The organism is Pseudidiomarina terrestris (assembly GCF_030466405.1).
GTDB classification, from domain to species: domain Bacteria; phylum Pseudomonadota; class Gammaproteobacteria; order Enterobacterales; family Alteromonadaceae; genus Pseudidiomarina; species Pseudidiomarina terrestris.
On record NZ_JAGGJF010000001.1, the window covers coordinates 17436 to 37517 of the forward strand.

Consider the following 20082-nt stretch of genomic DNA (forward strand, 5'->3'; position numbering starts at 1 on the left):
GCTTTCACTACCAGTTAATCGAGGTCAGCAAAGAATGAATCCGGCAACCAGCGCGGGCGATCAGGGTCGTTAGCAATGGTTTTACCGATTTCATAATTAATATTGGTAAATACCACACCGGCCTGATAATTGATGGGTAAGCTGGTTTCATCGCTTGGGCGGTGATAATGCTCAGCAAAAAACTGGCCCCATATTTCGCCGCCGTTCTCTTCTTCTCCTTTGGCGGTAAAGCCCGTCATCAGGAAGACCGCAGGCACACCTTTTTTAACAAAAGGATAGTGATCTGAACGGGTAAAGATGGCTTGCTCAGGCATAGGATCTTCGCTCAGCTCAATACCATATTGGCCCGCAGCTTCAGCAACCGACTCACCTAAAGTTGAATGGGTTGAGCCAAAGGCGATGACGTCGGCAAAGTCATACAACAAGACCGGCATATCCAGATTCACATTGGCAACGATCTGTTGCAATGGCACCGTAGGGAAGTGGGCAAAGTAGTCCGCTCCTAACAAGCCGCGTTCCTCAGCAGTCACTGATAAGAATAAAATCGAACGCTTGGGTGCTTGTTCCGCCTCGACAAACATACGCGCAGTTTCCAGTAACACGCTTACGCCACTGGCGTTGTCCATCGCACCGTTGTTGATGTGATCATCCTGGCTAAGGTCCTGCGTCATGCCGATGTGATCGGAGTGCGCGGTGTACAGCACGAACTCATCTTTCAGGTCAGGATCACTACCTGGCAGGATCCCGGCCACGTTAGGGCTGCTGATTTCTTCATGTTCAGACGCCCGGCTCATCGTCACTGCAACAGCAAGTTCGAAAGGCTTGGGTTGCTCTTCTTTTTCCAGTTGCGCGAAGATTTCATCAAGGCTAATTGCGGCATTGGCGAACAAAGGCTCCGCGGCCTGGTAATCAAGGTAAGCACTACCGACGATATTTTTGTAAGCCAGGTTTGGTTCACCATCGGGACTCAACCAGGTCACACTGGGTGCGCGCTGATACATTGCACTGACCTTAAACGGCCGAACTTCTTCCCGCGCCGGTGTATGCAAGGAGATAACTCCAACCGCACCACGCTCCGCGGCAAAGCGAGTTTTGCTGCTATTCAGGTGCGCACCTTCTTCGCTCGGTAAATCAGCTGGGCGGCCACTTAACATGACCACAATTTTGCCATCAACATCGACATTGGCGTAATCATTAAGGCCAAACTCTTCTGAGACCAGACCGTAACCGACAAAGACGACAGGTGCTGTTACTTCACTTTTTTCGGCGTACGCACTGGGTCCCATCAGGAACTCTTTGCCGAATTCTAATTCAACTTGTTCCGCGCCCGTATCAACAATGAAGTTGGCACTTCCCTCTTTCAGACTGCTACGGCGGAACTTAATCCGTTGGTAATAGGTACCATCGTCACCCGCAGGTTGAAGGCCCAGAGCTTTAAATTCCGAGACAATATACTGCGCGGCGATTTCATGTCCCCGACTTCCCGTGTCGCGTCCTTCCAGCGCATCACTGGCCAAAAATTCCAGGTGCGCCTGCAGGGTTTTAGCATCAGCGCTGACGGCTGCATGCGCGGGTGCAGCTGCTTGCTCGGTGCAGGCCAGCAGGCCCGTCGACAAGAGCGCTACACCCACTAACGTACGAATTCGCATAAATCTTCCTATTTCAACAGTCTAAAAAAATGATTCTAACCAAGCTCAACAGCAGAAACGAGTGAATGTTGCAAAGCTTTGTAATGGATTGTTTCAAAACCCTTGAACCTGTCTGAATATGTTATATTATAACATTACATACGTTAGGGTAAAAACAACCTCCCAGGAGCACTTAATGTTGAAGTACAGCCCACTCGCTTTGCTACTTGCGCAAATGTTTAACAGTCCGGCAGCTGCCGACGAACAAGCCCAGGAGCATCAACACGAAGATACTGAAGTCATCGTCATCAGCGCCTCGCCGCTGGCGCGCACCGAGCTTAACTCAGCTCAGCCGATTTCAGTAATAAGTGGCGATGAGTTACGTGAAAAGCAAGCACACACACTGGGTGAAACCCTGGCGAAAGAGCCTGGCATCACCGGTACACACTTTGCCCGGGTCGCTTCAAGTCCGATCATCCGTGGCTTAGATGGTCCGCGCGTTAAGATTACACAAAACGGCTTAGATACTGCGGATGTGTCCCGCGGCAGCCCTGATCATGCAGTCACTACAGAAACCTCAGTAGCACAGCAAATTGAAATTTTGCGTGGCCCAGCCACCCTGCTGTATGGCAGTGGCGCCATTGGTGGCGTGGTGAATGTGGTCGATGAGCGCATCGCCCAGGATTTCGTGGGCGACACCCGCGGCTTTTTTGGCGGGAACCTTGCCAGCGTTGATAACCTGAGCGACGCCAGCGCCGGCTTAACCACTGATATTGGCCAGACCGTCTGGCACATTGACGGCTTTAACCGCAGCAGTAATAACTATGAAGTACCCACCTTCACCAATGATGAAGGTGAGCGCGTGTCGGTCATTGAAAACTCCTTTGTAGATGCGGCCGGTGGCACCTTAGGCGGCAGCTATATCTTTGATAACGGTTACGCCGGACTGTCGTACTCACGGCTTGAACAGACTTATGGTATCCCGGGTCATCATCATGGCCACGAAGATGAACCTGAAGACGAACACGCAGACGAGCACGGTGATGAGCATGGCGCTGAAGAAGAAGTGCTGCCTTATGCTGATTTGGTGCAGGACCGGGTGCAGCTACACGCCGGTATTCTGAATCCGGTTGAGGGCATCGAAAAACTTGAACTTCGTTACGGCTACACGGATTATCAGCATCAGGAAATTGAAGGTTCAACGCCATCGACGACCTTCACCAATGAGCAGCACGAATTACGGCTTACCGCCAACCACCACCTGACCGGTGACTGGTATGGCGCCATTGGTTACCATGGCTTTAGCCAGAGCCAGCAGGCCTTTGGTGAAGAAGCGTACACGCCGCCGAGTGAAACAGACCGTCACGGCCTGTTTTGGCTGGCAGAAACGCAAACCGACGGGCTCAACTGGCAAACCGGAATTCGCTACGAGCACGTGGCGATTGATGCGCCAACACTAGCGTTTGGCACCACCAGTTACGAGTTTGAACCCGTTTCCGCTTCATTTGGTGTCAGTTATCAGTGGCATCCGCAGGTACGTTTAAACGCTAATTTCAGTCACGCACAGCGCGCGCCGTCTGCCAACGAGCTATTCGCCAATGGTGCCCACCTCGCGACTCAGACCTATGAATTGGGCCTGGGCTACGAATTACACCAGGAAGGCGAGCACGCTTATGCGATTGAAGCCGGCACAGAACGGCCGCTGCTGGAAAAGTCCAATAGTCTGGACTTAGGTGCGCATATTGAATCCGATGGCAGTCACCTACATATCAACCTGTTTGCCAACCGCATAGATAACTATATCTATGAGGCTTTTACCGGCCTGAATAGCGCTGATCTCTTTATCGAAGATGACCATGGCCACGAAGACGAGCATGAGCACGAAGAAGAAATTGGTCATGAGCCTGAAGGCGAGCACGATCATGAAGAAGGCTTGTCTGTCATTCAATACGTGCAGCGCGATGTGCTGCTGTTTGGTTACGAGATCAGTGCCCGCTGGCAGTTGACTGATCAGTGGCGCCTGAATGCGTTTAGTGATTATACCCGTGCCTACACGACCGACGGCCAGGAGAACCTGCCGCGGTTACCGGCACAGCGCATCGGCACTGACCTGACCTACAATCAGGGCAGCTGGGAAACCCAGGTCGGCTATATTTGGCATAGTCAGCAAACACGTACTGCAGCCTATGAATCAGCAACACCAAGTTATGGCTTGTTAAATGCCCAGTTCAACTGGTTCCCACAGGCCTTTGCCACGACGAACCTGAGCATTTATCTGAAAGGTGAAAATCTGACAGACAAACTTGGTTATGTGCACACGTCGTTCCTGAAAGACGACGCACCTGTGGCGGGTCGTAGTTTCAGTATTGGCATCCGCGGCGAATTCTAGCGCATTGGTTGTGCGATCTGTCGCAGTGCAAGGGAGCTTGCAGCCTGCTTTGTTACACTAGTAGCGTATTACGTTTAACGACTACAAGGAAAGCAGGCATGCGAGCCCTCGCGCTAAGTTTTGTATTAAGCCTATTACTGGTTACCGAAGTTACTGCACAAAGTACCGCCAGTAATGAAAATTTCGGCCGTGCCCAGCTCTCCATCGAGCGGATCTTTTCAGCACCCGACCTCACCACGGTCGCGCCCGCGAACCTTAAATTTTCGCCGGACGGCGCCCATATCGCCTACTTACGCGCCAGCCCTGACCAGCCGCAGGTGAATGACCTTTGGGTGTACGATGTACGCCAGCAGGAACATCGTTTGCTGGTCGCTTCCTCAGCACTGGTGGCCGACCCCACTCAAATGTCTGCGGCTGAGCGTGCGCGCCGCGAGCGTATGCGTATCCGCAAGAGCGGTATCGTTGACTATCAGTGGTCACCAAGTGGTGAGCAACTGCTGATTCCAATTGCCGGTCAGCTCTATCTGGTCACACCTGCGGCGGCCGCTGCAGAACAGTCCGCCGAACTTCAGGTACAACAACTTACCCGTGAGACAATGAACGCGACCGATGCGCGTTTTTCACCACAAGGCAACTTTGTCAGTTTTGTTCACGCCGGTGCGCTTTACAGTATTGAACTTGCTGGCAGTGAGCTGCGGCAGATCAGTGGCTCCGGTAGCGCCACCCTAAGCTACGGTGTCGCTGAATTCGTTGCGCAAGAGGAAATGAAACGCATGACAGGCTACTGGTGGAGCCCTGATGAAGCCAGCATTGCCTTCACCCGGGTTGATACCAGTGGCGTCGACCTTGATGCCCGCACAGATGTTTACGCTGATCGCACGGAGCTGGTGCAACAACGTTATCCTTTCACCGGCAGCGCCAACGCAGAAGTTGATTTGGGGTTATACGATCGCAGCGGTGATGATGTCCGCTGGCTGGGGCTGCCTGAGCGTCACCGCGAAGGTTATCTGGCGCGGGTGAACTGGCTCCCTGATAGTTCACAAGTCAGCTACCAGTGGCAAACGCGAAATCAGCAACAGCTGACGTTATACCTGCAACCGCGCAGCACGAAAGATGCAACCGCTGTGCTCACCGAAACCAGTACCAGCTGGATCAACCTGCATCATGATTTGGTATTTCTTGACGATTCCCGCCATTTCATCTGGGCCTCGGAGCGCAGCGGCTTTAAACACCTTTATCTCTATCGCACTGATGGTAGTCTGATTCGTCAGTTAACCAGCGGCGACTGGCAAGTCGACAGCATTAGTGCCGTCGATGACACCACTGGCTTTATTTATTTTACCGGGCGCAAATCAAGCCCACTGGAGCGCCACCTTTACCGCGCCAGTATGACCACAGCGTCGCCGGGGCAGCCGGTACAACTCAGCCAACGCAAAGGCATGCATACCGTCACTTTTGCCGGGGACCAACGTAGCTACATTGACAGTTTTTCCAGCAGCACCCAGCCACCGCAGGTGAGCCTGCACGGCCCGACCGGAGAGCGGGTGGCCTGGTTGCACCAGAATATTATTGATGAGAAGCACCCGCTTTCCAGCTATCTGGCCAATTGGTCCTATCCGGAATTCGGACAGCTGCGAAGTAGTGATAATCAAACCCTTTATTATCAACTGACTAAGCCAACCCATATGGTGGATAATCAGACCTACCCGGTCATTGTTATGGTCTACGGCGGTCCCCGCGCGCAGCGCGTCACCAATAGCTGGGGAGATTACTTCAGCCAATACCTGGCGCAGCGCGGCTTTGTCGTCTTCAAGCTGGATAACCGTGGTAGTGGCAACCGTGGCAAAGCTTTTGAGCAGGTCATTTATCGCAACCTGGCTCAGGCGGAAGTTCAGGATCAGGTCATTGGCGCTGAGTTTCTGCAATCACTTCCGTACGTTGATGATGATCGTATCGGCGTGTTCGGCCACAGCTACGGTGGTTACATGGCTCTGCATCTTATCCTGCGTCACCCGCAGCATTTTCAGGCTGCCGTGGCAGGCGCGCCGGTGACCGACTGGCGACTTTACGATACCCATTACACCGAGCGTTACATGGGCACGCCACAGGACAATCCTGAAGGCTATCGGGCCGCTGACGTACTGACTTATGCCGAGCAACTGGAACAGCCCTTGCTGATTTACCATGGCATGGCCGATGACAATGTCTTGTACACGCACACCGCAAAGCTGAGCTATGCGTTGCAGCAAGCCATGCTGCCTTTTGAACTCATGGCCTATCCGGGCAAACAACATGGCCTGCGTGGGCGGGAAACCTCGATTCATCGCTATCGACTGATCGCAGACTTTTTTGCGCGCCAATTACAATAAGATATACTAAGCGCATCAATTTGATTCAAGGAGTGATTTTATGATGCGCTTTCTCTCTCGGCGACTCGTCATGCCGAACGACCTTAATTTTGCCGGCTCGCTTTTCGGTGGCCGTATTCTCGAATGGATCGACGAAGAAGCCTACATTTTTGCTGCTTGCCAGTTAGACGCAAAAAGCCTGGTGACCAAACATATTGGTGCCATCAGCTTTGAAACATCTGCGTATCAGGGCGATGTGGTTGAATTTGGTCTGGGCGTGAAACATGTCGGCCGCAGTTCGTTAGCGCTGACCTGCGTGGTACGTAATAAACAAACCAAACAGAACATTTGTGTTGCCGATGATATTGTCTTTGTGCATATCGATCCGGAAACCCGCCTGCCCCAACCGCATGGCAAAACCAAAGCTGAACTTGAGTCGATAAAAATAGAAACGCCGGAATAATCCGGCGTTTTTTGTTGCTTGCGTTTACTGCCAGCGTTACTTGTGCAGATAGGCGCCGGCAAAACAAGTCACAGGGGCGCCACTTGGCTTACCATGCTGCCAATCGCCCCCCTCAATACCACTTCCCGCAATATCAACATGCACGTACGGGATCGGATGATCACTATCATTACCGTGGCGATCAAGGCCGGCCGCAATGGTCAGAAATGCCATAGGGAATTGATGCCCACGACGAGTGGTCGCCGAGGGACCGTTGTTACTGGACAATAGATCATCAGATTTAGTGCGTGGCGCCACAAAAGCGAAGTCTTCCCGGCGTGACCAACTGATTTCAGTCGGATCGCCATACACCTCACCAGCTTCCCACAGCTTATCTGGCAAGCCCTGCGCCCGGGCCGGACCGTTGGGCACTAAAGCACTGTAAGGGCCTTTCGCTAAAGCTGCATGGCCGGTTAAGGTTGCCACACTGAATAACTGCGGCCGCGGATAGTTTCCGGCCTGCACCCGTAGGTGCGACAGCAAATCAGCCAGCACCAGTCGGCCCTCGGCATCGGTATTGCCGATGCGCACCCGCACACCACTATGGGCCTTGATAATTTCGTCGGCAACAAAAGCTTCGGCGCCGATACTGTTGCGCACCACACCTAACTCAGCGACAACGCTGACAGTGTCCGGACGCATTTCAGCAACGGTTTTGACAAAACCGGCAACGCCCGCCGCGCCACCTTTATCCCGGCTCATGCCGGCCATGTGACCACCAATCTTGAGGTCAGCGCCGCCAGTGTCATAAACAATCCCTTTGCCGGCAAACATCAGCGTCTGTTCCGCCGCAGGAGCGTTGTATTCCAGCCGGATCACACATGGCCAGTGGCGTTCAACATTCAGCGACGCACGTCCTACGGCCATCAGCAGTGGATACTCGTGCTGCAACTGTTGAATATCATCAATCACAGTGACTTTTACCGGCGTATGGGCAAATGCCTGCTGGCAGTATTCCGCAAAGCGCGGCGGTGCCATCCGCTCAGGCTCGGTACCGCATAAGTCGCGGGCAACCCGCTTACCGGCTTCGACAGCAGCCAGCCAGTCGCTGTCCAGCGTGCCTAACACGCCCACTCCAGTGATGGTTTCAATGCTTTCTTCGCCCAGCGCTTCACGCGCTTCCAACGGCTCATAGAGTGCCTGGCAAAAACCCCAGTAGGCAACCGCTTCGGCCTGACCATAGCGAGCATCGTCCTGGGTCCCAAACACCACCAGCAGCGGCTTAGTAACGCCAGCTTGCTGAGCAATACGAGCGCCGGCACCGGCGGCATCAGAGAACGCCCGGACATCGTCAAAATCACGCGTCAGCGGACCCGTTGGCGCCGTGATCAAACGGCCACCAAAAACGTCAGCAGCAACGAGTAACGGCTGCTTGCCAACCCGTTGGTCATAGTCTTTTGCACGTTCAACAAAATCAGCAAATTCCGCCGGTACTGCCTGCGCGAAATCCCCCACTAAGATCACTGCGTCGTATTCGGCATGCGCAGTGCTGTAACTTTCAACTACTTCAACTGTTGGAAATGCCATAGCTATCCTCGTTGTTGTTAATTTAGATACGCCGCCAGCGTGTGCCCTGCGGGGTATCTTCAAGTTCAATTCCTAGTGCTAGCAACTCATCGCGCGCAGCATCTGCCGCTGCCCAATCTTTGTTCGCCCGCGCGCTGTTGCGGCGTTCGATCAGCGTTTCAATCGCGGCACTGTCTGGCTCCGAGCCCGTTGCGCCACTTTGTAAGAACTGTTCTGGCTGCTGTTGCAACAAACCGAGTATGCCACCCAGATGTTTCAGTATTGCAGCAAATTGTGCCGCCTGCTCAGGCGTTTCCGCGCGGTTGACTTCCCGGGCCAGATCAAACAGTACCGGCAGCGCTTCCGGCACGTTGAAATCATCATCCATCGCCTGCTCAAAACGCTCCGTATAAGTGGATGCCAGCCCGGCATCGAAAGCAGTTTCAGGAGCATCCCGCAGTGCCGTATACAGCCGTTCCAGACCCGCCCGTGCCTGATCCAGATTATCGGTCGAATAGTTCAGCTGCGAACGATAATGACTCGACACCAGGAAATAGCGGACGGTTTCTGCATCGTATTCCGCCAGCACGTCACGAATGGTAAAAAAGTTACCCAGCGACTTTGACATCTTCACGGCATCGACCTGGACCATACCGCTGTGCATCCAGAAGTTCACATAGTCAGTATTGTTGGCACAGCAGCTTTGCGCCACCTCATTTTCATGATGGGGGAAGATCAGGTCAGAACCGCCACCGTGAATATCAAAATGTTCACCGAGATGGCGCTTATTCATTGCCGAGCATTCAATGTGCCACCCCGGACGCCCTTCCCCCCACGGCGACGACCAGCTGGGTTCGCCCGCTTTGGCCCGCTTCCACAGGACAAAGTCCAGCGGGTCGGTCTTATTCTGTGCCACATCAACCCGTGAACCGGCCTGCAACTGCTCAAGATTTTGCTTGCTCAAGCGGCCATACTTGTCAAAACTGCTGACATCAAACAACACGTCGCCATCGTCAGCGACGTAGGCATGGCCGCGTGCGATCAAGGTTTCGATCATGGTGATAATATCGCCCATATGGCCAGTGACCGTAGGTTCAATGTCCGGGCGTAACAGGTTCAGCGCATCAAAATCATCGTGCATCGCTTGGGTGAAGCGCTCAGTCACGGCAGCGATGGCTTCGTTATTTTCGTTCGCGCGACGAATGATTTTATCGTCGACATCGGTGATATTGCGAACATAAGTCACCTTGTAACCTTTAGCTCGCAGGTAACGCACGACAACGTCAAAAGCGACATAGGTGCGCGCATGACCGATATGACAGTAGTCGTAAATCGTCACCCCACAGACATAGAGCTTCACCTCGCCAGGGGTGATCGGTTGAAAAGCTTCTTTACTACGGCGCAGGGTATCAAAAATGGTCAACATGCAATTTACGACTCCAAACTAAGGTTCTTAAGCTGGTTATGATAACGCATGGTGTAGCCTTCTCACAAACAGTGCTAAACTGTTGCCAGATTTATTTCATATCTAATCTATCAGTCTGAAAATGGAGTGACCTCATGCAAGTTACATTGCACACGAATCATGGTGCGATTACGTTGGAATTGTACCCGGAACAAGCCCCGAAAACCGTTGAGAACTTTTTACGCTATGTACGCGAAGGCTTTTACAGTGAAACACTGTTTCACCGCGTCATCAAAGGTTTCATGATTCAGGGTGGCGGCTTCAATAAAGAAATGGTGCAAAAAACCCCTCATGAAGCGATCGATAACGAAGCTGACAACGGTCTGAAAAATAAAAAAGGCACCGTTGCCATGGCCCGTACTCAAGATCCACATTCGGCGACCAGCCAGTTCTTTATTAACCTGGCAGACAACGAGTTCCTGAACTTTAAAAATGAAAGCATGGGTGGCTGGGGCTACTGCGTTTTCGGTGAAGTTGTCGACGGTATGGACGTAGTCGAAGAAATTGGTCAGGTCTACACCACTCAGGCCGGTTTCCATCAAGACGTGCCAAAAGACGACGTCGTCATCGAGAAAGCCACGGTTGACGGTGAGTAACACCACGCATGGCAACCTGGTTCATCTCTGATTTGCATCTGAGCCCGGCCCGGCCAGATATCGCGCATTTGTTTTTTGATTTTTTGCGCGATTCAGCGCGGGCCGCGGATCAGCTGTTTATCCTGGGCGATCTTTTCGATGCCTGGATCGGCGATGATGACACCAGTAGTTTTGCGGCGCAGGTCCAACAGGAATTGCGCCGTTTTACTGACCACGGCATCCCCACTTATTTCATTGCCGGTAACCGCGATTTTCTTATTGGCAGACGTTTTGCCAACGCCACCGGAATTGAATTGCTTGATGACCCCACCGTCATCGATTTATACGGCACGCCGACGCTGCTTCTGCATGGCGACCTACTCTGCACCGACGACCACAGCTATCAGCGCTTTCGCCGCTGGATACGTAAACCCTGGCTGACGCGCTCACTGTTGCGCCTGCCACTGTCATTGCGTATGCGGATTGCCAATAAATTACGTGCGTCGAGTAAAACGCAGGGGCCCTTGAGTGAAGCCGAACTTGCCATCATGGATGCCAACCCGGATGCGGTGATTCATGATTTTATGAAGTTTGATGTAGAGCAAATGATTCATGGTCATACCCACCGCCCTGCGGTGCACCAGCATGACCTACCCGATGGCCGCCAGGCAACCCGCATTGTCCTTGGCGACTGGTACACTCAGGGCAGTATGCTCAAAGTTACGGCTCAGGGTTACCAACTTATACAACAGCCTTTGCCTGAGGCCGACCACTGTGAAATTTAAAGTCTTCATCAGCTGACTGAATCAGCTGCGCTTCCTGCTCGCCAAAAAACGCCACTCTGCTGGCAATATCTGCTGTCGCAATCTGCTCTGCCAGGGTCAGGTAATCCTGATAGTGCCGTGCTTCTGAACGCAGCAATGACACGTAAAACTCGCCTATAGGCCCAGGCAGCCGTGGTGCAAGTCTGGCGAAGCGTTCGCAGGAACGCGCCTCGATATAAGCACCACAAATTAACTTATCGACCAGCGTAGCGGGCTCATGGGTTCGCACATGCCGCAGCAGCTCCCGCGCATAACGGCTCGAGCTGACGTTTTGGTACTGAATACCATGACTTTCGGCGATCTCCAGCACCTGATAGAAATGGTGCAGCTCCTCTTTAATAAGCAGTACCATTTTATCAATCAACGCTTGGCTATAAGGGCTGTCCGCACGCGCAGTCATGGCTTTTTTCAGGCCTTTTTGATGCTTCAACTCGCGCCAGTCGCCGCGCATCCGGTAGGTAAAATCTTCATAAGGTTGCAGCCACTGTAACAACGCATCACCACTTTCCTGGTCTACCGCGTAGCGGCGAATGAGCAGCATCGCACTTTGCGCAGCTTTTAACTCGCACACCATATGATCGCATAACAGGATGGATAAGTTCTCTGGCTTTTCGGCTTCCGCCAGCCACTCGGCAGGAGTTTCACACCTTAAAAAATCACGTACGGGCGATAAGAGCTGTTCGATAGCTGCTGAGTTCATAGGGAAGACCAAATCACAAAGTTAATCATCAAAAGACTGGCGCGCTAGTGTACTAAGAAATTGCCGGAATTGTCACTGAAAAAGCCTTGACTCTGCTGAAAATCCGACCAATATAGATAGTAAGTCGACCCAAAAATCGGCGTAAAAAAATAATAATAAATTTTACAAAACAACGAGAAGTAGAGGTTCACCATGATTTTGAATCACATTTGGGGACTGTACGCACACCCTCGCGAAGAGTGGAAAAGTATTGACGCACGTCATGAGAGTATGACCTTTGCCTTAAGTCATATCCTTATTGTTGCATTAATACCCTGTGCTGCGGCCTACTACGCATCTGCAGTACTTGGCTGGAGTATTGGCGCCCGTGAAGAGACTTACCTGACACAAAGTAGTGCGATTACCATGGCAGTTGCTATGTACGTGGGCATCATTGTGGCTGCATTTGCACTGGCATATTTAATTCACTGGATGGCTAAAACTTTCGGTGCTGCGCCAACCTTCACCCAATCGATGGAGCTCGCCGCTTATACAGCAACGCCTGCCATCATGTCGGGAGTTGCCGCACTTTATCCTGAGTTGTGGTTTGTTACTATGGCTTTCTTAGCCGGCGTCGCTTACTCCGTGTATTTGCTTTACTCAGGCGTCCCTATCCTTATGCATATTCCCGAAGAGCGCGGCTTTATTTATGCCAGCTCAGTGGTTACCGCGGGCCTTATTATGCTTGTCGTCCTGATGGTGACCTCGGCAATGGTCTGGACCAATGGCTTCATGCCACAGTTCATGTAATAAAAATAAGCTCTGCTTATTCTTTTTTAAAAAGCTGGCCTCTGTCAGCTTTTTTTATGCGCCCTGCAAATCAAAATGTCGGCTAACCTGGCCCTCTTATCGCAAGTTTGTAGGGTTTTGCGGGGGCTTGTGCGTACAATAGTAAAATCATTGCCAATTTTCTGATAGTCTGTGCCAGATTAAACCATTCAACGACAGGTAAATGTATGCGGGATAATAACAAAAAGCTCAGCTTAACAACGCGTATCGTCATCGGTATGTTTTCGGGCGTCGCCGTCGGCTTCTTCTTGAAACTCTTTTTTCCAGACAGTCTTTTCGTCGAAGGCTACTTGACCAAAGGTTTGTTCCACGTCGTTGGGCAAATATTTATCAGTTCACTGCAAATGCTGGTAGTGCCATTAGTGTTTGTATCACTCGTGGTCGGTACCTGCTCCATCAGCGACCCAAGTAAACTCGGTCGACTCGGCGGTAAAGCGGTAAGTCTGTACATGGTCACTACCGCCATTGCGATTTCATTCGCAATTTTCGCTGCCGTCCTCATTCAACCAGGTGCGGGCGTTGAATTACAATCCGATGCCACCTTTGAGCCAAGTCAGGCGCCTTCTCTGGCTCAGGTGATTATCGACCTGTTCCCGAAGAATCCGTTCTCGGCTATGGCCAGCGGTAATATGCTGCAAATCATCGTTTTTGCGCTGCTGTTTGGTATTGCGATGGCATTGGTCGGAAAACCTGGTGACCGCTTACGTGGCTTCTTTGAGGACTTCAACGAAGTCATCATGAAACTTGTCATTATTCTGATGAATCTGGCCCCTTATGGTGTCTTTGCGCTGATGGCGAAACTCTTTAGCGAGACTCAGTTTGAGACCATCTTCAGTCTCGGCAAGTATTTCTTGCTGGTGTTCTTCGTGCTGATTTTACACGGGGTCGTCACCTACTCGCTGATCCTCAAAGGACTGACAGGTTTAAGCCCTTGGACCTTCCTGAAAAAAATGCGCGAAGTGCAGATTTTCGGCTTCAGTACCTCAAGCAGTAACGCAACCATTCCAGTCACCCTGGAAACCGTGACTAAACGGCTTGGTGTCAATAACAGTATCGGTTCTTTCACGGTGCCACTGGGTGCGACCATCAACATGGACGGCACTGCAATTATGCAGGGTGTCGCCACTGTTTTTATTGCGCAAGTCTACCTTGTCGACCTCAGTATTGCCGATTACGCAATGGTAGTACTGACCGCAACACTTGCCAGTATCGGCACCGCAGGCGTACCTGGCGTTGGCCTGATTATGCTGGCCATGGTCCTTGGACAAGTTGGCTTACCGGTGGAAGGTATTGCCCTCATTATTGGTGTCGATCGCTTACTTGATATGACGCGTACCTCAGTGAATGTCACCGGTGATGCGATGGTGAGCCTAGTGGTTGCGAAAAGCGAGGGTGAGCTGGATGAGAAAATATTTAATGACAGTGAAGCCGACCTGAAAGAACGCGACGTTGCAGATCAGCTGTAAATCGAACCCAGGGGGCGTGTTAAAACGCCCCCATTTCCCGCCAGACAAAACGCATTAATTCTCGGGTATCGACGGTCATAGTTTCAGTATTGCCGCGTATGGCTTGCTGCATGAGCTGCTCGAGTAATGGCCCTAAAACGCTGTCTACCCATTCCTGGCTGGTTTGCTGGCTATGCACCGGGGGTAGCTCCAAGCGTTTAAGTTTAACGCTTAGCACGGGCTTACCCTGATCAAACAGATTCACTACGACATCTTCCAGAGTCACGGCATCGACACTCCAGAAAACTTCCTCACTGGCACGTTGCACCGGTAACTGAGCCTGTACCTTGTCGATAAGGTCGTGAAGATTTGACTGCCCCTCACCGTAATAGGCAATCGTCAGTTGCGCGTTGCTGATTTGTGCGCGTTCCAGGCGCAAGTGTTGCTGTTGCTGAGTCAGCCAGTCGCCGTTTAACCGGACTTGCTCCGCCCATAGCAACTGGTTCAGGCCAGCGTCGAGTTGCGGCACCCGCGTTTTCACACCAACATCGGTGGCCAGTAACTCGGCGGTCAGGGTGTTCAATTCAAAAGCGCTGTAACTAAAGTCTGCATCGTAATTTTTATCGACACGTTCCGTAAGTTGCTGCGCAACGCGTTCAGACAAGGTTTGCTCGGGTACGGCTTCAGCGCAGCCCGACATAGCGAGGGCCAGAACCCCTCCGAGCCAAACAAATTTGTTCATGTTAGAGTCCTTGTTTCTGACGCTTTTGATGGAGTTCGCGGTTTTCGTGCTTTTGTTCCGCATTTTTACGCAACATCACATACACCGAGCCGGCTCCGCCATGGTGCCGTTGCGCACTATGGTAGGCCATTACGGGTTCAAGCTGCTGCAGCCATTTTGCCACGTAACTTTTAAGTAACGCCGGATGAGGTTTGGAATGACGCCCCATACCATGGACCACAATCGCCGACCGCACTCCGCGCCGGTGACAAAGCTGAATGAACTCAAACAGCGCTTCACGAGCACGGCGCAAAGAATGGTGGTGCAGGTCCAGGGTCGCCTCGATCGTGTACTGCCCTTGCTTTAAACGCTTAAATACGCCGTGTTGCACGCCATCACGACGGAACTCCACCATCGCCTCAGGCTCAACGAAGTCGACGAACTCCATCGACAAGTAATTGATATCATCTTCCAGGTTCTTCTCAGCCGCTTTCCTGCGGGCAGCCTGCGCCGCCGTTGGCTTGGCTTTCTGAGGTTCAATGACATCACTGGCCAGGGGTTTTACGCCGGCCATTTCTTGTAAAAACTCATCAAAATCGTCACTCATAACTACTCCAGTTTACGACTTTGTTAAAAACTCCCGAATACTGGTTAGTACGGCAGTAACGTTCTTTCCGATCCGTTCACCAAGCGGGCGTTTCTCGTAATAGCGGATGTGGTAAATACCATGGTCCTTGCAGCGTGCCAGCAACCAGCTGTCGGTGGTACAAATTTCATCAACCAGATCCATTTCTAAGGCTTTTTCTGCGGTCCAGTACTCCCCCGTTGCGACCTGATCAAGGTCAACTTTGGGCCGGTACTGAACGATATGGTTCTTAAACTGAGCGTGGATTTGCTCCAAATCTTCTTTAAACTTACGTCGCCCAGCATCCGTGTTCTCACCAAATACCGTTAAGGTGCGTTTATAATCGCCAGCGGTCACGGTTTCAAAATCAACATCGTGTTTTTTCAGCCAGCGATGAAAGTTTGGTAATTGTGCAACCACACCGATAGAACCAATGATAGCAAAAGGTGCAGCAATAACTTTATCCGCCACCGCCGCCATCATGTAACCACCACTGGCTGCTACTTTATCGACACCAATAACAAGCTCAAGTTCAGCATCACGCAGGCGTTGCAGTTGCGCTGCACCAAGACCGTAGCCGTGGACGACGCCGCCAGGGCTCTCTAAACGGACAAAAACCGTATCACCAGCTTTAGCTGCACCTATCACGGCGTTAACCTCGCGCTGCAGATTGTCGACCTCATGCGCGTCTAGGCTTCCCTTGAAGTCAATCACGAACACGCGTTGCTCGGCAGCTTGTTCGTTTTTCTCTGCTTTGCGTGCTTGCTTTTGCGCCTGCTTACGCTGTTTCTTGCCTAAGGTTTCCAAGCTGATGGTCTGAGCGCTGTCACGCAGATCTCGCGACAGATTCCTGACCTGTAACTCTCCGTCTTGTCGTCGCTGCCGCTGGGCCGCATTACTTATGATGGCAACGATCAACATCACCACCATCAGAATAATGGCAGCTTTCACCACGAAGTCCGCTATTTCTAGTATAAACTCCATAATATCCTCGTCTGGGAACTCACTTTGGTTTGCCGTATAAAAAAGGGCCGACAAGCGGCCCTTTTGCAACTCATGAGACTAATTATACAGGTTATTGCTTGATCACTGCAGTGTTGGTCACCGGAATTGCGGTTGCATCGGTGCTAAACCAGCCTGCTGCCTGCAGCTGCATTTCCATGGTGGCTGCAGCTGAAGCGGATGGATCCACAATTGAACCATGGTCACCAGCAATGAAGCGCACCGCACCGGACACCGTTGACCCGTCCGTACTTGCTGTGGTTTGCGTGATCGCAGGTAACTGTAATGCACTAATCAGCGGCTCAGTACCTGCCAGAGGTTTACCCTGAACAGCGTTAGGGATGACCTGGTCAGGCAATACATCAGCACCATTACCGACGACTTCCATCAGGTGAATCGGGCTGTCGTTCGCGACGACCTGAGCTGCATAATTAATAGGGTCTGCAGAATCAACCACCGCTTGAGCGGCGAAGGCAAACTGCTCGAATACACTATTAACTTCAGCTTGTTCCGCTGCTGACAGACTTGCCCAGAACTGCTGATACACTTGAATTAATAAGCCCTGGAACTGCGGCGAAGTCGGTGCAACACCTGCTTGTTGCGCGGCGCTGTTCACAGCTGCAGCAAAGTCTTCATTTGCTGCATAGAGCAACTGACTCTTCACAACAGGACCAAATGACGGCGACGCTAACAAGAAGTTCGCAATGCTGGCACCCGGCGCCATTAAGGAGGTCGCGTTGACTTTAAATAAGCCTGAAGCTGGCGCCAGAGAGCCTGACATAGGCTCATTCGCCATAGCTGTGAAGCCTGTACCTGCAATCGCACCCAATGAGTGACCAATGAAGAACACGTCCTGACCATTCAGTGGAGCGCCCATCGCAGCGTTAAGACTTAAACGCAGGCCCAACAAGTCGGAAATTGACTGACGCAGGTTGTCCCGGGCCGTCAACAGACTGCCAAGGTTCATGTACGCAGTCGCACTACCTGTGGTCGCGTTGATTGGACCGTAGCCACGATCACCGTGTAACGGGTGGTCAATCGCCACAGAAGCAAAGCCCATCACCGACAACGTTCCGGCGATACCAAAGGCATTTGTTTTCTCACCGGTAATACCATGCTGGAAAATCACCACTGGCCAGCCGTTTGCCGGCTCAGAGATTGGCGCAAGACCCTGTGCAGCACGTACCATATTCGCAGTATCAACATCAGGAACAGTAACAATCGCAGGAACATCAACGGCAGCAGTTGTTGCTGGTACCGGGTTGAACTTGGTCAGATGACGTTCTTCATCGATGCCTGGGAAATCGTAACAATTGTAGGGTGGTAACAGACGCGTTGGATCTTCAAATGCAAGAGGATCAATCGCCCCGGCGGGTAACGCACCCGCTTGTACCGCACCTAAAATCGACGCCGGACTATCACACATTGCGCGCCAGCGACCGTTTAACGGCGCTTGCGGATTTTCTGCCGTCGGCACAGCTGAGTAATAAGGCAAGGTGACCTGCCCTTGATACAACTGCGCGGACGCTGCTGCCAGGTATGCAGGGTCTTGCGGATTCTCTGCTAAACGACCTGAAGCCACCAGTACGTCAGCCACAGTCATGCCGGTCGGCTGTGCCATCAATGCTGGCCCGCCGCCTTGTGAGAACTGCTGTGCCATCAACCCTTTAATTGCACCGAAGACATCTGTAATCGACTGGGTGGTGAAACTTGAAGTCAAAATAATTTCACTACGGTCAACACCTGCTGCAACCAGCGCATCTTCATGGCTGTTGATCAGACGTTGCAAGCCTACTGCCGAGGCGTCCCCGGAAACTGGGTTGCTATCAGCATCACGTTTCATCAGACCATAGGTTTGCGATGGTTTTACATCACGTCCCATAGTGTCCTGAATATTGGTGGTGAGCACTGCCACGTAGCCGGTTTTAGCCTTTAACGGACGCAATGGGATAACCGCGACGCCAGCCGGGCCGGTAGCGCGCACGATGAAGTCAACACCATGCGTCAGTTCACCGGCCACGGCACAAGTTGCCGCCGGGCTTGCTGCTGCACAATCAGGGCTGACTGCACTGCCGCCCATGATGGTTTCGAATAAACGTACGCTACCTGCTGCTTCCAGGGTGGCAGCGTCAACTTCGATGGTGTTGCCATTTTCGTCCAGTGGCAACGAGAAACTGAAGGTCAGCGTCGAGTGCGTGCCCCAGCCATCAAGGCCGTTCAGAGCGACTTGCGGGTCGCTGTTGTCTGATGGGTCAGCCACCGGGATGTTCAAGGTGCCATCGACACTACCACTCAACAAAATATTTGAAGGTACTGGAATTGCACCATTACTCGGGTCGAATACTGCGCGAGTCGCGTTGACTTGGAATTCTGTTGTTGCTGAAGGTGGTGCTTCTTCGCCACTACCGCAACCAGCTAAGGTAAAGGCACTAGCAATGGCCGTTACAAGCAAGAGTTTTTTCATGAGGCTTCCCCAATCCTTGTTCGTGTTGTTATGTTTTGAGCACCTGTAGATGCTTTTGTTTATCTCGCCTATCATCGCCTTTTATAACTGGTAGGACAAGACGCACACTTAACAAAATTTTATACACCGCTGACGCCTAAGATAAAAGTATTTTTCAAGAATTTCTCGCCAGTAGCTGAGAATCCAGACAAAAAACAGTAAACTGAGACACAACATTCACAGCAAGTGTAAGCCGAAATGACAGACATACATAAAGACAAAGTAGCAAATTATAACCTGGAAGGAAAAGTAATCTTAGTCACCGGTGCCGGAGATGGTATTGGCAAGGAAGCGGCTATGACCTTCGCCGATGCCGGTGCCACGGTTATTTTACTCGGTCGCACGGTCAGCAAGCTGGAGCTTGTCTATGACGCTATACTGGCCGCAGGGGGCCCGCAGCCGGCGATTGTCCCACTTGATATGAAAGGCGCGACTAAGACTCATTACCAGGGGCTGTGCGCGACTATCGAAGAGCAATTTGGTCGTCTTGACGGGTTATTACAAAATGCCAGTTTGCTAGGTGTCCTGTCCCCTTTCGAGCATATTGACCATGGCAGCTGGAACGATGTTTTGCAGGTCAATGTCACCGCACAGTTTATGATGACCCAAGCTCTGATGCCGGTACTGAAAAAAGCACCTCATGCCTCGATTGTCTTCACCTCCTCCGGTGTGGGTCGTAAAGGTCGCGCGTTCTGGGGGCCTTACGCAGTGAGTAAGTTTGCTACAGAAGGTTTAGCACAGGTCATGGCGGATGAATACGAAGGCAGCAACGTCCGCGTTAATGTTATCAACCCCGGCGCAACGCGCACCAGCATGCGCTCACGCGCCTACCCTGGCGAAGACCCGATGAAGCTAAAAACACCAGCAGATCTTATGCCAACCTACTTATATTTGATGAGCGACGCCAGTCTCGACGTCAACGGTCAATCTTTAGACGCTCAATAGCATTCATCGCCTCGGCTTCGGTCGGGGCTTTTTCTAGTTGACATATAGGGTACGGGGGTATACTTTAACCCTTAAT

16 protein-coding genes are annotated in these 20082 nt (G+C 52.0%); 8 read left to right on the plus strand and 8 right to left on the minus strand.

The features are described from left to right. Nucleotides 1-14 precede the first annotated feature (14 nt). Nucleotides 15-1649, minus strand: a complete 1635-nt coding sequence (locus tag J6J34_RS00085; RefSeq protein WP_301719853.1) for a M28 family metallopeptidase — start codon at nt 1647-1649, stop codon at nt 15-17. A gap of 175 nt (nt 1650-1824) precedes the next feature. On the opposite strand from J6J34_RS00085, the gene J6J34_RS00090 reads away from it, so the two are divergent. The 3 genes from J6J34_RS00090 to J6J34_RS00100 all read left to right on the plus strand — a co-directional run bounded on the left by J6J34_RS00090 (nt 1825) and on the right by J6J34_RS00100 (nt 6828). Continuing rightward, nucleotides 1825-4017, plus strand: a complete 2193-nt coding sequence (locus J6J34_RS00090; protein WP_301719852.1) for a TonB-dependent receptor — start codon at nt 1825-1827, stop codon at nt 4015-4017. Nucleotides 4018-4115: 98 nt separating this feature from the next. Further along, nucleotides 4116-6386, plus strand: coding sequence for an alpha/beta fold hydrolase (locus J6J34_RS00095; protein WP_301898271.1), 2271 nt, complete (start codon nt 4116-4118; stop codon nt 6384-6386). Nucleotides 6387-6429: 43 nt separating this feature from the next. Continuing rightward, complete coding sequence (locus J6J34_RS00100) at nt 6430-6828, plus strand: acyl-CoA thioesterase (RefSeq protein ID WP_301720790.1); 399 nt, start codon at nt 6430-6432, stop codon at nt 6826-6828. A 36-nt stretch (nt 6829-6864) separates the two neighbouring features. On the opposite strand, the gene J6J34_RS00105 is transcribed toward J6J34_RS00100, so the two are convergent. Together J6J34_RS00105 and cysS are read right to left on the minus strand one after the other, a co-directional pair. After that, a complete protein-coding gene (locus J6J34_RS00105; protein WP_301774560.1) occupies nt 6865-8394 on the minus strand; it encodes a M17 family metallopeptidase in 1530 nt (509 codons plus the stop codon). A 22-nt stretch (nt 8395-8416) separates the two neighbouring features. Further along, nucleotides 8417-9799 (minus strand): cysteine--tRNA ligase, encoded by a 1383-nt coding sequence (gene cysS, locus J6J34_RS00110; RefSeq protein ID WP_301719848.1) that lies wholly within the window; start codon nt 9797-9799, stop codon nt 8417-8419. A gap of 134 nt (nt 9800-9933) precedes the next feature. Here cysS and J6J34_RS00115 point away from each other — a divergent pair, with 134 nt between their 5' ends. Together J6J34_RS00115 and lpxH are read left to right on the plus strand one after the other, a co-directional pair. Beyond that, a complete protein-coding gene (locus J6J34_RS00115) occupies nt 9934-10434 on the plus strand; it encodes a peptidylprolyl isomerase (protein WP_301774559.1) in 501 nt (166 codons plus the stop codon). Nucleotides 10435-10442: 8 nt separating this feature from the next. Next, on the plus strand, nt 10443-11198 hold the full coding sequence (gene lpxH / locus J6J34_RS00120; protein ID WP_301719846.1) for a UDP-2,3-diacylglucosamine diphosphatase: 756 nt from the start codon (nt 10443-10445) through the stop codon (nt 11196-11198). Here the strand turns inward: lpxH and miaE are convergent. Beyond that, on the minus strand, nt 11155-11937 hold the full coding sequence (gene miaE, locus J6J34_RS00125) for a tRNA isopentenyl-2-thiomethyl-A-37 hydroxylase MiaE (protein ID WP_301719845.1): 783 nt from the start codon (nt 11935-11937) through the stop codon (nt 11155-11157). The genes lpxH and miaE overlap by 44 nt on opposite strands. 192 nt (nt 11938-12129) lie before the next feature. On the opposite strand from miaE, the gene J6J34_RS00130 reads away from it, so the two are divergent. After that, the gene (locus J6J34_RS00130; protein ID WP_301719844.1) at nt 12130-12726 is read left to right on the plus strand and encodes a Yip1 family protein; all 597 of its coding nucleotides are present in this window, start codon (nt 12130-12132) and stop codon (nt 12724-12726) included. A 206-nt stretch (nt 12727-12932) separates the two neighbouring features. Continuing rightward, entirely contained in the window at nt 12933-14231 is a 1299-nt protein-coding gene (locus tag J6J34_RS00135; protein ID WP_301898272.1) for a dicarboxylate/amino acid:cation symporter, read from the plus strand. A 19-nt stretch (nt 14232-14250) separates the two neighbouring features. Here the strand turns inward: J6J34_RS00135 and J6J34_RS00140 are convergent, their stop codons facing one another. The 4 genes from J6J34_RS00140 to J6J34_RS00155 form a co-directional block, all read right to left on the minus strand. Beyond that, the gene (locus J6J34_RS00140; RefSeq protein ID WP_301898273.1) at nt 14251-14952 is read right to left on the minus strand and encodes a hypothetical protein; all 702 of its coding nucleotides are present in this window, start codon (nt 14950-14952) and stop codon (nt 14251-14253) included. A 1-nt stretch (nt 14953) separates the two neighbouring features. Beyond that, on the minus strand, nt 14954-15538 hold the full coding sequence (gene smrA / locus J6J34_RS00145; protein ID WP_301719839.1) for a DNA endonuclease SmrA: 585 nt from the start codon (nt 15536-15538) through the stop codon (nt 14954-14956). 12 nt (nt 15539-15550) lie between these two features. Beyond that, on the minus strand, nt 15551-16540 hold the full coding sequence (sohB, locus tag J6J34_RS00150) for a protease SohB (protein WP_301898274.1): 990 nt from the start codon (nt 16538-16540) through the stop codon (nt 15551-15553). Nucleotides 16541-16631: 91 nt separating this feature from the next. Beyond that, nucleotides 16632-19022, minus strand: a complete 2391-nt coding sequence (locus tag J6J34_RS00155) for a VolA/Pla-1 family phospholipase (RefSeq protein ID WP_301898275.1) — start codon at nt 19020-19022, stop codon at nt 16632-16634. Between the two features lie 237 nt (nt 19023-19259). Between J6J34_RS00155 and J6J34_RS00160 the strand changes: the two genes are divergently transcribed. Beyond that, nucleotides 19260-20006: a YciK family oxidoreductase gene (locus J6J34_RS00160; RefSeq protein WP_301719836.1), complete on the plus strand. Its 747-nt coding sequence runs from the start codon at nt 19260-19262 to the stop codon at nt 20004-20006. The last annotated feature ends 76 nt before the right edge of the window (nt 20007-20082 follow it).

What these genes read in the sequence shown, in the direction of transcription:
- J6J34_RS00155 (WP_301898275.1), bottom strand. Translation starts at nt 19,022, where the DNA reads ATGAAAAAACTCTTGCTTGTAACGGCCATTGCTAGTGCCTTTACCTTA.
- J6J34_RS00100 (WP_301720790.1), top strand. Translation starts at nt 6,430, where the DNA reads ATGCGCTTTCTCTCTCGGCGACTCGTCATGCCGAACGACCTTAATTTT.
- sohB (WP_301898274.1), bottom strand. Translation starts at nt 16,540, where the DNA reads ATGGAGTTTATACTAGAAATAGCGGACTTCGTGGTGAAAGCTGCCATT.
- smrA (WP_301719839.1), bottom strand. Translation starts at nt 15,538, where the DNA reads ATGAGTGACGATTTTGATGAGTTTTTACAAGAAATGGCCGGCGTAAAA.
- J6J34_RS00135 (WP_301898272.1), top strand. Translation starts at nt 12,933, where the DNA reads ATGCGGGATAATAACAAAAAGCTCAGCTTAACAACGCGTATCGTCATC.
- J6J34_RS00090 (WP_301719852.1), top strand. Translation starts at nt 1,825, where the DNA reads ATGTTGAAGTACAGCCCACTCGCTTTGCTACTTGCGCAAATGTTTAAC.
- miaE (WP_301719845.1), bottom strand. Translation starts at nt 11,937, where the DNA reads ATGAACTCAGCAGCTATCGAACAGCTCTTATCGCCCGTACGTGATTTT.
- J6J34_RS00115 (WP_301774559.1), top strand. Translation starts at nt 9,934, where the DNA reads ATGCAAGTTACATTGCACACGAATCATGGTGCGATTACGTTGGAATTG.
- J6J34_RS00130 (WP_301719844.1), top strand. Translation starts at nt 12,130, where the DNA reads ATGATTTTGAATCACATTTGGGGACTGTACGCACACCCTCGCGAAGAG.
- J6J34_RS00095 (WP_301898271.1), top strand. Translation starts at nt 4,116, where the DNA reads ATGCGAGCCCTCGCGCTAAGTTTTGTATTAAGCCTATTACTGGTTACC.
- J6J34_RS00160 (WP_301719836.1), top strand. Translation starts at nt 19,260, where the DNA reads ATGACAGACATACATAAAGACAAAGTAGCAAATTATAACCTGGAAGGA.
- J6J34_RS00105 (WP_301774560.1), bottom strand. Translation starts at nt 8,394, where the DNA reads ATGGCATTTCCAACAGTTGAAGTAGTTGAAAGTTACAGCACTGCGCAT.
- J6J34_RS00085 (WP_301719853.1), bottom strand. Translation starts at nt 1,649, where the DNA reads ATGCGAATTCGTACGTTAGTGGGTGTAGCGCTCTTGTCGACGGGCCTG.
- J6J34_RS00140 (WP_301898273.1), bottom strand. Translation starts at nt 14,952, where the DNA reads ATGAACAAATTTGTTTGGCTCGGAGGGGTTCTGGCCCTCGCTATGTCG.
- cysS (WP_301719848.1), bottom strand. Translation starts at nt 9,799, where the DNA reads ATGTTGACCATTTTTGATACCCTGCGCCGTAGTAAAGAAGCTTTTCAA.
- lpxH (WP_301719846.1), top strand. Translation starts at nt 10,443, where the DNA reads ATGGCAACCTGGTTCATCTCTGATTTGCATCTGAGCCCGGCCCGGCCA.